This window comes from Pontibacter ummariensis (assembly GCF_900188175.1).
GTDB classification, from domain to species: domain Bacteria; phylum Bacteroidota; class Bacteroidia; order Cytophagales; family Hymenobacteraceae; genus Pontibacter; species Pontibacter ummariensis.
This window is the reverse complement of record NZ_FZOQ01000028.1, coordinates 1-11,796: the sequence shown is the minus strand read 5'-3', so window position 1 is coordinate 11,796 and position 11,796 is coordinate 1. Positions and strand designations below refer to the sequence as shown.

The following is an 11,796-nucleotide window of genomic DNA, read 5'->3' as shown; positions in this document are numbered from 1 at the left end:
TACTTTTTGCTATAGTTTATAATTAGTCTAAATAGGTTTAGTTTTCTCTCTCTTTCTTCTATCTTTGCCATAGTTTAAAATCATTCTAAATAACCTTCGTGCTTTGCAACAGCATCTCAAAGATATTAAAACACGTGTAGGCCTGCTGGTATTGCTTTGTTTCGTTCAGACTGCTTTTGGACAGGTGCCGAACAAGGCAAGCATTTGGGGGAAAGTAAGCTCCCCGGCTGGCGAAGGCTTAGCTGGCGTGACCGTGGTGTTAAAAGATACCAGGACCGGCACCACGACCGATACCCAGGGCCAGTTCCGCTTGACGGGGCTCTTGCCGGGGACTTATGTGCTGCAGGTAAGCTTCCTGGGTTTCGAAACACAGGAAAAGGCGCTTCTGCTAGAGGCCGCGCAAGAAGCAGAGCTAAACATCAGGCTTCAGGAAAAGGCTTTTGAAGTGCAGGGGGTGGAAGTGATCGGCAAGTCTGCTACCACACAGGTGAATGAGCAGGCCTATGCCGTTACCGCTATATCCACCAAAGAACTACAGAACAGTACCTCCGATGCCAAAGAGGTGCTGAACCGGGTGTCCGGCGTAAGGGTGTCAGAAGAGGGAGGCCTGGGGTCTGACTTTAGCTTTTCCCTCAACGGCTTTTCAGGGGACCAGGTAAAGTTCTTTCTGGACGGGATTCCGATGGGAAGCTTTGGTTCTTCGCTTAGCCTGAGCGATATTCCGGTAAATACCATCGAGCGGATAGAGGTGTACAAAGGTGTGGTGCCGGTGTGGTTAGGTACGGATGCACTGGGTGGGGCGGTTAACATCGTCACGAACAAAAAGAACAACTTTCTGGATGCTTCTTATGCGGTTGGCTCCTTTAATACCCACCGCCTGTCGCTAAACGGAGCCCACACGAACCCGACTACCGGCTTTACTTTCAGAGGAAACGTCAATTACAACTATTCCGACAACAACTACAAGGTGTGGGTGCCGATTAAGGAAGGGGGGAATGTGATTGACTCGGCCGAGGTAGAACGGTTCCACGACCGCTACCGCTCTGCTAACATCAAGCTGGAAACAGGGTTTATCAACCGGAAGTACGCTGATAACCTCCTGCTTGGCCTTATGGCATCCGGAAACGACCAGCAGGTGCAAACAGGTACCACCATGGGCAGTGTGTATGGGGGCATTACCCGAAATAGCCGCTCTATGGTGCCTACCCTGAAGTACAGCAAGGAAAACCTTCTGGTGGATGGGCTGAACGTAAGCCTGTTCAGCTCTTACAGTAAGACCGAAAGTGAAATCGTGGATACCCTGCGTGGGGTCACCTATAACTGGTTTGGGGAAGCCACTTATACACCTGGCTCTAAAAATGCCGAAGGACCTTCCAAAATCCCTACTTTCACCACCCTGTACGATGACGAACTGAGCAGCCAGTTTAATGCGGGCTATACGATAAGTCCAAAGCACGCGCTTTCCTTTAACTATGCCCTAACGTATTTCCACAGGAGAGCGTTTGATGCAGAGAACCCGGAAAAAATACAGAACAGGTTCCCGAACTCCCTGAACAAGCAGGTGCTGGGCCTTGCCTATAAGTTTGACCCTTCTGAAAAATGGAGTGCCACGCTCTTCAGCAAACTCTACTTCCTGCAGGCCAAGACCAGCAAGGAGTATGATTTCGGGACAGACACACGCCGTGTTGATGCGTTTGAGTCGAACAAGGAAAGCTTTGGCTATGGGGTGGCCACCTCCTACTTCCTGCTCCCACAGCTGCAGCTGAAAGCCTCTTATGAGCATACGTACCGCATGCCCTGGGCATCGGAGATCTTCGGGGATGGCCTGTTTGTGCTGCCTAACCCGGAACTGGGGCCGGAGCAAAGCGACAACCTGAATGCCGGGGCCGCTTATAGCTTCAGCCTTCAGCAGGACCATCAGTTTATGCTGGAAAGCAGCTTTATCTACCGGGAGGCAAAAGACCTGATTTATCAGGTTGTGAGCGGGAGCCCGGAGACATTCTACAATAACCTGAGCAAAACACGCACCCTGGGCGTAGAGGGAAGCCTGAAGTACAGGTGGAAAGAAAGGCTGCACATGGGCGGCGGGTTAACTTTTCAGGACATCACAGACCAGGCTGATTCCGTTTACAGCCTTTACTCCGGCTACCAGCGAAACTTCCAGAAAGGCTACCGCCTGCCAAACACGCCCTACTTGTTTGCGAATGCCAACGCCGGTCTTACTTTCAAAAATTTTCTGGCTAAAGGGGCTGTCTGGAACATGAACTACTATTACTTCTTTTCGGAGCAGTATTTCCTGAGCTGGGCAAAGCTTGGTTCTCAGGATTCTAAGAAGATCATCCCAACGCAGTCGTCGCACAACCTCGAAATCTCCTGTAGCCTAAACGAGGGGAAGTATAACCTCTCCGCTGAAGTCCGCAACCTGACGGATGCGCGGCTTTACGACAAATATTACTTACAGAAACCCGGCCGTGCTTTTTACCTGAAGCTACGGTACGTCCTTTAAACCAACTCTATCCTTTTCATAAACAAGTAATAGCATATGTTATCGATTAAAAAAGCAAGACAGCTGGCATTACCTATCCTGAGCCTTGGTGCTTCTGTTGCATTTACCTCCTGCGACAGCGAGTCGGAAAGTCCGAGCCCTGTTGAAGAAAACCCCTATGTTGTGTCGCTTGCCATGGCAGGCAGCGATGGTACCTTTACCTATTATACCGTTCCGTTTGAAGATGTAATGACTGGAACCCTTTCTGCGGTAGGGCAGGGCATAGAGCAGCCGGGTTATTATGACTTTACACAGATCGACAACACCATTTACAGCATTGGCGGCCTGGATGATGTGGATGTGGTAGGCATTTCGCAGGGTGAAGACGGGCAGCTCAAGCGTATCGGGAACGTTTCTTTTGATAACAGCCTGGCAGACCTTATAAAAGTAGATGACAACACCCTGTTAGGCCTGGAGCTTTCCGCAGCCTCAGACGTGGTGAAGTTTCACACCATCGATGCCAACACGGTAAAGGTCACCAGCACCAAACAGCATCCTGTTTCCGACATTACCGAATTGGAGGGGCCCTCTTACGCTGGCATGCGCATCAGCGGCAACCACCTTTTTCTGAGCTATTATATCAGCGATCCGGTTACTTTTGCAACCCCTTACACGGATGCCGCACAGGTTGCCGTTTATACCTACCCCGGACTGGAGTTTGTGAAGGTGATAGAAGATGACCGGACAGGTCCGATCGGCGGTTTCAACACGAAGTCTGGCCTAATCAAAGACGAGAAAGGCGACATCTATGCCCTTTCTCACTCTAACCCGGCAAACGGCTATAGCCAGACAACACAGGATGGGGGCATCCTGCGCATTAACAGTGGGCAGACGGCGTTCGATCCCAACTATTTCTTCGATGTAGAAGCGGTGACGGGGGGCAAGAACATCGCTCACTTAAAGTACCTGGGCAACGGAAAGGCGCTGGCAGAGATAAACGCTGTAGAAAACGCGGCCCAGAAAATGTGGTCTGATGGCCCCTTGCGGACAGCGATTGTCGACCTGTACAACAAGACGGTTACCTACATCGACGGCATTCCGGAGCATGGGGGGCAGGGAAGAAGGTTGTCCGCCCTGCACGAAGGAAACTTTGTTTACATGGTCATTCCGGAAGAAAATAAGCGCAACTATGTTTACAGGATCGACCTGGGAAGCAACACCGCTACCAAGGGCGCTGAAGTGGAGGCCAATTTTGTGGCAGGATTCTTCAAACTTTAGTATAGACATCAGGAAGACCGGCTTCATCCAAAGGGTGAAGCCGGTCTTATTTCTCTTTCTCTCTCAACTCGCACCTCAGGTTAAGATGAACAGCAAAAAGATAAACGGCAAGAGTGCCTTCAGACGACTGAATGATTGGCTACACCTCTGGCTGGGCCTTGTGTCCGGGGTGGTGGTGTTTATTGTCAGCATCACAGGGTGTATTTATGCTTTTCAGCAGGAAATAAAAGATGCCCTGGAGCCCTGGCGCTTTGTGGAGGTGCAGGACAGAGCCTTTGTGCCACCCAGCCAGCTGCTGGACACAGCTCAGGTATACATGGCCGGCCACACGCCCACCGGACTCACCTACAGCAACAAGGAAGGTGCGGCGGCAGTAGGATACGAGGGTATGGAAAATGGGAAGCGCAGCTTTACGGCGGTGTTTATGAATCCTTATACCGGGGAGTTTTTACAGAAGCAGCAGGCCATAGGGGAGGGTGAGTTTGATTTTTTCCGTTTTGTGATCGACGGGCACCGCGCCCTTTGGTTGCCCTATGAGATCGGACGGCCAATTGTGGGGGCATGTACGCTCATATTTGTGGTGCTGCTGTTCACAGGGCTCATCATGTGGTGGCCGAAGAAGTGGAATAAGTCTAATGTCGACAAGAGTTTCAAGGTCAAATGGAACGGTAACTTTAAGCGGGTGAACTACGACCTGCATAACATCCTGGGGTTTTATAGTCTGACTTTAGCTTTTGTGCTGGCCGTTACGGGGCTGGTTTGGAGCTTTGAGTGGTTTGCCGATGGCCTGTATTACGTCACATCGGGAGGAGAAGCCATGCCGGAACACAGCCACCCACATTCCGATGTTTCCCAGGCAGGCGTACTTGCACAGGATACAATCCCGGTGCTTGACCAAGCCTGGTACAAAACGCTGGCACAGGAGCCGCATGCGCAAGGATTTTACATGGCACCCACGCTGGAGCATGAAGACGATGCCATCGAGGTGATCGCCTACCAGGACCATGGCTCCTGGTATAACCGGAACGAGTATTATTACGACCAGTACACGCTGGAGCGTTACCGGGTAAAAGGAGACAAGTACGAGGAGGCGAGCTTTGCCGACCAGCTCTACATGCTCAATTATGATGTGCATATAGGAGCGGTCTGGGGCCTGCCCGGTAAGGTCCTCGCTTTCTTTATCAGTTTGATCTGTGCCAGCCTGCCCGTTACGGGTTTTCTGGTGTGGTGGAACAAAAAGAAGAAGCCCCGGAGAAAAGCCGCTTCGGCAGGTGCCGAAAAGAAGAGACCGGTGGTTACCCAATAAGGGTGGCCGACAGTCTGCCGGGTAAGCGCCCAAGGGCTGCATTGAGTTGACGCAAAAAACACAAACGCTCTCCAATGGATTCGCTGTAACAGTAGCTATCGGTACTTCTTACGTTAGCTCTCCCTGTTTCTCGCGGTAAATAACAGACCTGGGATGAGGTAGCTTATGAAACCAGGTTGTTGCATAAAAAGCCCCTCTCAGTTGCAACTGAGAGGGGCTTTTTATGTTGGCTGAAGGGGCAGTCCCGAAGCCTGCTCTACAAAAGATTGCTATTCGAAGTAGACTCCCTCGTCCTAACCGTTTACCTTTCTTCTAAAACGGCTGGTTGTACGTTCTGGTTGAGGCGGAAAAAGTTCGTCGGGTCGTAGGTTCTCTTCACCTCCACCAGCCGGTCGTAGTTCGCTCCAAAAGCTGCCTTGATGGTGTCATGGCTTTCCTCACCCAAGGCATTGAGCAGGTACGCCTCACTTGAGAATGAAGTTGTTGCCTGTACCAGGTCACGCGCCCACGCTATATGGCTTTGAGACTCTGCCGGGTCTTCCCACTGCGCCATAACAATTAAGTTGAATTGCTCCTGGCGTTGCGCAAAAGCTGTCTCCGTCGGTTTCACACGGCTGGCTGCCCCACCATAAAACTCCAGGAGTACGGCACTGAGGGGAGATGCAGCCCGATTGGCGTGTTCTATGATCACTGCAATGGCGTCATCGCTGAGTTCGCGCAGGAAAGAGGACTTCCAGTAATTCTGGTTCCCGTCGGGGCAGGCAGGATCCAGCAAGGTTTGCATCTGCGGGAAAGGAATGGGTTGGATGGCATCTACGATGGGAGAGCCGAACTCCCTCAAAGGCCTCAAGACTTCCTCGCCCTCTGCCAGGTTCCCGCAGTAACAGGCAATAATGGCAACAGCAGGCGTGCCGTCAGGCATGTGCAGAAGAGCGGCATAAGCGGTTAATTCATCTGGCGCCGACGTAGTGAAGTCACGGAAGAACCGCAATACCTCTGTGGCGTGATCCCTGGGGTACAGTATCAAGCCTCCCAACACAGTGCTTACCGGGTGGAGGCGGTACTCAAAAGAGGTGACTACACCAAAGTTGCCACCACCCCCACGAAGCGCCCAGAACAGGTCCGGATGCTCTTCAGCACTGGCCACTCTTGGTTTCCCGTCGGCTGTTACTATATCAAAGGAGAGTACATTGTCGCAGGTCATGCCGTATTTCCTTACCAACCAGCCTACACCCCCTCCCAGGGTGAGTCCGGCAATGCCTGTCTTGGAAACAACGCCTGCGGGCACTGCCAAACCAAAGAGATGGGTTTCCCTGTCAACCTCTCCCAGTAAGGCGCCTCCTTGTACGCGGGCCGTGCGCTTCTTGCTGTCTACATGAATGCCCTTCATGAGTGACAGGTCAATGACCAGGCCGCCGTCACAGAGCGCCCTGCCGCCCACGTTGTGACCGCCTCCTCTAATGGCGACCAGCAGTTGCTGCTCCCGTGCAAAAGTTACGGCGGCCACCACGTCTGCCACACCCTTGCAACGGGCAATAAGGCCAGGGTGCTTATCGATACTGGCGTTCCAGATCTGACGGGCTTTTTCATAACCGGCATCTCCCGGACTGAGCACTTCTCCGCTAAACACGGATCTAAAGGCAGCAATGCTGTCCTGTTCCACCACCAATCCGTTCGTGTTTATCAGCTGGCGAATGGTTAAGTTGTCTTCCATAGCTTTACATTTAGGATAGAGATATAGTTGGGAAATTGCTACAGGGATAATTTGTTGGTATTTATCTACGTTTAACTTGAATTTTTGTGCTATAGTTCTAAAGAAATTATTTCCAGTATCATACTATTAAGGTGGGGGTGGAAAGAATTACAACACTTATCAGGATGTGCGGAGTACAGTACTTTTACTTTCTCTGCCTGTTAAAGTGTTGGTAAGTATATCGGGTAGCGGGCTAACGGTATGAAGCCAAAGAATACAGCCGGATGTTGGGGGTGCTTGTGTTGCAAAGGAGGTATGACCATCACACAATCTGTTCTGACCACATTGTGGACTGACAAATCGGGTATGCTTTGTGTCTCGCTGCATAAAACTTACCGGCGAAGGCCATAAAAAAAGCTCCTCAGTTGATCTGAGGAGCTTTCTGGTAGACCGAAGGAGTGCACTATTGGACCACATACACAAAGATTTTATGGCTGTGGAAAATTATCTGCAGTTGGGAGAGGAGCAACAGAGGCAGTCAGCAGTTCTTCGGGTACAGGTATGTACGGAAGCAAAACTGTAAACTCAGACCACTCTCCCTCTTTTGAGGCTACTGATAGCTCTCCTCCATGGCCCTTGCTAATGATATCATAGGAGAGGGAGAGTCCTAATCCTGTTCCTTGTCCTGTGGGCTTTGTGGTGAAGAAAGGTTGGAAAATCTTGGACTGCACACCCTCTGGTATGCCGATTCCATTATCACGGACCCGGATCTCTACTTGTCCTTTCTTCCTTTGCGTATCGACCGTCACCTTCGGCTCGTATTTCGGTAAGCCCAGTTTCAGCTTTTGCTGCACAGCATAGAAGGCATTATTGAACAGATTGAGCAGCACCCTTCCCAGTTCCTGCGGCACGACCTCCACCTTCTCCAGATTTTGGTCAAGGTTTATTTCAAGGGTACAGGTAAAGGCCTTGTCTTTGGCTCGTATGCCATAGTAGGAGAGGCGCAGGTACTCCTCAATAATTATGTTGAGGTTTGCCAGTTCCTTTTCTCCGGTGTTGCCGTGGGAGTGCTGCAACATGTTCTTGACAATGGCGTCGGCACGGCTCCCATGGTAGTGTATCTTCTGCAGGTTCTGTTTTATATCCACTGATATGGCTTTGGCCTCATCAATATCCCCTGTGTCCAGCTCTTGCTGCAGTTCTGTTATCATCTCTTTGCTTACCTCAGAGAAATTGTTGACAAAGTTCAGGGGGTTCTGAATCTCATGCGCAATACCGGCGGTAAGCTCTCCCAGCGACGCCATCTTTTCTTTTTGCACGAGTTGAGCCTGCGTTCTTGTAAGGCTTTCAAAAGATTCCCTTAGCTCTGCGGTACGCTCGCTTACCTGCCTTTCAAGAGTTTCATTCTGTAGGGCCAGAATTTGTTGTTTTTCCTTTTCCTGGGCAATACTCCTTGCTGACAGTTTTTCTACTTCGTTTAACTGGTGTCCAAGTTGCTTATAAGCTCGGGCAGTGCGCCGGGCAATCAGCACAGACATGGCAAGGGGAATAGCAAGACAGACGGGGTAAAGGAACAAGAACCTGTAGTAGTTGTCCATCGAAGGAAACAAATAGGCAACCAGCGGTATCTCACTTAGCAGTATCCCAACCCCAATAATCCAGGCATCCTGTTGTCTGTGCAAAACCGCCCGTACGACTACACGAAAAATGTCAACCACACTGAGGAGGGCTATAGTGAACGCTACTTGTGAAGTTATGGGATGGGTGTTATAGAAAGCCCAACCATACGCAAGAATGGGGGTGGAAAGATAGTAAAACCACACATATTTTGGAATCCTCTGATAGAAGAGAGAGTAGATAGCCAGCATCGATACTGGTAGCCAGACTGCTCCAACAAGAACATTGACAATGTTACTCCACATTACACCCTCAAAAGTCAATGTAGCATAGCTGGGCAGAAACTTGGTGAAGGAATGAACGGCAAGCAAGGCCGTGAAAATTGACAGATAAAGGTTATACTTCTCCCGGGAATAGAAGCGGTACAACATCAGGTGAAAAAAGCTTATCAGGAGCAGTACTCCTAATATGATCATCGCGGTGGTAAGATTTTTAGTTAGGGACTCCCCATAAAGAGATATAGCTTTAGAGGGTGTGTCAATGTGAATTAAGAATCCAGCAGTGCTATTCTGATCATTAACCTTGGTTAGCTTCCCATACTGGCTGTGAATTTCTTTTGCCCGATGAAAGGAGTAGCGAACAGCAAGCAAATGTTCAGGTTTATCATCCAGAGCCAGAATGACAGGCTGTCCGAATAAGGGACGTTGTACTTGTTCCTTTTCTGGATCAGCGCTTACCCTTCCGTATTGATGCACCCGTTTACCGTCCAGGTATATTTCTGAAGCTCCATAGTGTGTCATGACAAGAGCAACAGCTTGATTCCTTAAAGATTTATCGATCGTGAGTTTGAGGCGGAACCAGCCAATGCCCTGCCATTCTACGGGAGGGTTAGTGAAGGTAAAGTCAGTATCCAATAGAGCCCACTCCTTATCATCATATCCCAAGCTTCTCCATTGCTGATTATCTCCTGGGCGGAACTTCCAGCCTTTGCTTATAAACCGTTCACTGCTCTTCCATTCATAACGGTGTTGGTCCAGTTCGAAGCCATAAGAGCTTTCACTTAGCTTTTCCAGGGAAAGGAACAACTCCCCATTATTCTGAGCTGAAAGTAAATATGTGTTCAGGAAGAAAAGCAGGAAGATGAGGAGTAACTTGCTCATACATTTTTAATCTGCTGAATTGAGACTCTAATTCATAAGTTCTCTTTCTGAGTATCTGCTATTAGTTTAACACTTGGCCTTTAGGTATTGAGGTTACAAGTGAGTAACAATAAAAGCTTCGTCTCTTAGGTGCCTTTCTAATGTTCCTTCAGTTAACTTAGACAAACCTGCGCTGGTGCTTTTGCCACACTGCATCGGTAGGAATTGTTCTAAATCAGTAGCATGAGAAAACATAAAGCTTAATGAAGCTGTACAGCGACTTTCACTGTAAAACCTTTTCTAAAATTTTTAGATTCTGGTTTACGGTGGTCACAAGTTCTGTATAATAAGAGCCTTTAACTGCCTTATAACCAGTGTTTTTATACGTTATAATTATAAAAAAAGGTAGTTTATTTATAATGCCCTGCATGATTTATTAAATGAAGAGAAAGACAATTGAGATAGAGAAGTTCTTTCAGTGGCAGCTTTGCACATTACCTTGTAAACCTCCTATAGGGAGTAGCCAATGTTTTGATGAAAAAAATAAGCAGACTAACTGTATTAGTGCCCGAAGCAAGTAAAAAATGCTTCCAAGTAGCTCTGAAGGCGTATTGTGTAGCCCGTAGGAGGAATTATCGAACCATTTCCATAGGGATTAGGTAGCTTTTGCAAGCGCTCTATGGGCCGTTTCCGCTTCGCTGTAGAAAGTTATGCTGGCAAACAAAGAGTCCGTGCCAGGGCATAGCCTTACAACACATAGCACTTCTCCAAAGCAGAACAGGAACAGGCTGTAGCATCATGGCAAAAGGACTTGTTCTGTGTCTGGCATCTTTTATACCCAAGAGGTCTTGTCGCTACTATTAGGGTAGCCTTTTGGGAGCCATCTTTTACATAGTTATTGTATGTACTTTATTGTTGTTTTTTTACACTAAAAATATATTGATTCACACCATTAACCTGCGGTGAGTAAGTAACATAATGAGTAACAATTAGTTAATTTTTTATCATGTTTAACTAAAATCAGACCGTATGGGAAAGGTTGACACAGAGGCGGAAGTACGATGGAGAGTAGGTCCGCTAACCAACGCTGAAACAGTCACCGAAACGCAGCCTCCTGCCCGCAAAGGCGACGTGTTAGACAAACCCTTCTTCAACATAGGCACAGTTCAGCGTCTGCTGGCCTGCCTGGCCCTTGCCTGTGCCATGACCGCAGGTGCCACTCCTGACGGCGGTGGAGGTATTAAGCGCTAAGCCATTTGCCCCCCAGGACCTGAATATGTTTCCACAGTTTTACTTAGGCGCAAGCCATCCTTATCCGTCAGGCCAACCTGTTGGCATAGCTCAGGCTGAGCAAATGTTGCGGGAATACGCGGATAAGGATCCGCTGGTGGACACGCAGAAGGCGCTAAGTATTTTTAACAGCCAAGTGTTGCGGGAAAAGGCTGGTCATCCTTCTATTGGAGCGGCAATGGCAGCTTTGACAGGTTACCCCGGGGTAACGCGGCGTTAGACTTTTACTTTAACGCCAAAACGGAGACCGGCGCTCCAAAGGTAAAAGGCATCTTTTACGCGGCCGAACCATTTAGTGCTGTTGCTAAGGTTGTACCCACTAATGAGTTGGAAGGTCAGATGATGGTGCTAATTAATCCCGAGTTTGTAGGTGAAAGCCCCTTTGCTTTTGTACCTGCGTTAATTCATGAGGCTATTCACCAGGATCCTACTGTTGGGCTACAAGAGGAACGGACGGCTAAGACGTTTGAAGCGTTAACAGCCTTGCTTCAAATAAAGTACCATCCAGAGGTGGTGAACAGACATACCAGGCTGTCAGGTTATAACAATGAAGTAAGCTTGGCTATGTTTAACTCAGGTGTTGAACCTCGTATGCATATCATCAATAAAACTGGTAGTGGTAATGTTTTTCCACAGAGCCAAAAGCACAGAGAAAGCTTTTTGGATTATGTAGACGGAATCTATTCATCTGCTCCGGCGATAGCCTCGCCTGGAAACTTGATTCTACAACAATACATCCAGGAGTTCCTGGAAACGAACGCACTGCCTTGTTCTCCCGCAGAATTTAATGAGGAATTGTTGAACTGCCTTGATAGTGAATTAGGCTTTGTCTGATGAATCAAACAACAGTTCATCTTGGCTTGTTAGTAAATCATGAGACGATACGAGTTAAGTGATGAACAGTGGGGGAAGATATCGGATTTGTTTCCTGATAGTGAAGGACAGCGCGGGGGGCAGTGGAAAGATCATCGCATGGTGCTGAACGGAA

Annotated in this window: 7 protein-coding genes; 5 read left to right on the top strand and 2 right to left on the bottom strand. The window is 48.9% G+C overall.

The window, feature by feature from the left end; genetic code table 11:
* The first annotated feature begins 103 nt into the window (after positions 1-103).
* The 3 genes from CHB92_RS21495 (at position 104) to CHB92_RS21485 (ending at position 5,069) form a co-directional block, all read left to right on the top strand.
* Positions 104-2,506, top strand: coding sequence for a TonB-dependent receptor (locus CHB92_RS21495; RefSeq protein WP_089321306.1), 2,403 nt, complete (start codon positions 104-106; stop codon positions 2,504-2,506).
* Between the two features lie 36 nt (positions 2,507-2,542).
* Positions 2,543-3,763: a DUF4374 domain-containing protein gene (locus CHB92_RS21490; protein ID WP_089321305.1), complete on the top strand. Its 1,221-nt coding sequence runs from the start codon at positions 2,543-2,545 to the stop codon at positions 3,761-3,763.
* 85 nt (positions 3,764-3,848) lie between these two features.
* Positions 3,849-5,069: a PepSY-associated TM helix domain-containing protein gene (locus CHB92_RS21485; RefSeq protein ID WP_089321304.1), complete on the top strand. Its 1,221-nt coding sequence runs from the start codon at positions 3,849-3,851 to the stop codon at positions 5,067-5,069.
* Positions 5,070-5,370: 301 nt separating this feature from the next.
* Here CHB92_RS21485 and CHB92_RS21480 read toward each other — a convergent pair whose 3' ends face one another.
* Positions 5,371-6,783 carry an FAD-binding oxidoreductase gene (locus CHB92_RS21480; protein WP_089321303.1) on the bottom strand — a complete coding sequence of 471 codons (1,413 nt, stop codon included), beginning with the start codon at positions 6,781-6,783 and terminating at the stop codon, positions 5,371-5,373.
* A 467-nt stretch (positions 6,784-7,250) separates the two neighbouring features.
* Entirely contained in the window at positions 7,251-9,539 is a 2,289-nt protein-coding gene (locus CHB92_RS26230) for an ATP-binding protein (RefSeq protein WP_245842788.1), read from the bottom strand.
* Positions 9,540-10,547: 1,008 nt separating this feature from the next.
* Here CHB92_RS26230 and CHB92_RS21470 point away from each other — a divergent pair.
* Complete coding sequence (locus CHB92_RS21470; RefSeq protein WP_089321302.1) at positions 10,548-10,769, top strand: hypothetical protein; 222 nt, start codon at positions 10,548-10,550, stop codon at positions 10,767-10,769.
* A 366-nt stretch (positions 10,770-11,135) separates the two neighbouring features.
* Positions 11,136-11,642 (top strand): hypothetical protein, encoded by a 507-nt coding sequence (locus CHB92_RS21460; RefSeq protein WP_106219202.1) that lies wholly within the window; start codon positions 11,136-11,138, stop codon positions 11,640-11,642.
* The last annotated feature ends 154 nt before the right edge of the window (positions 11,643-11,796 follow it).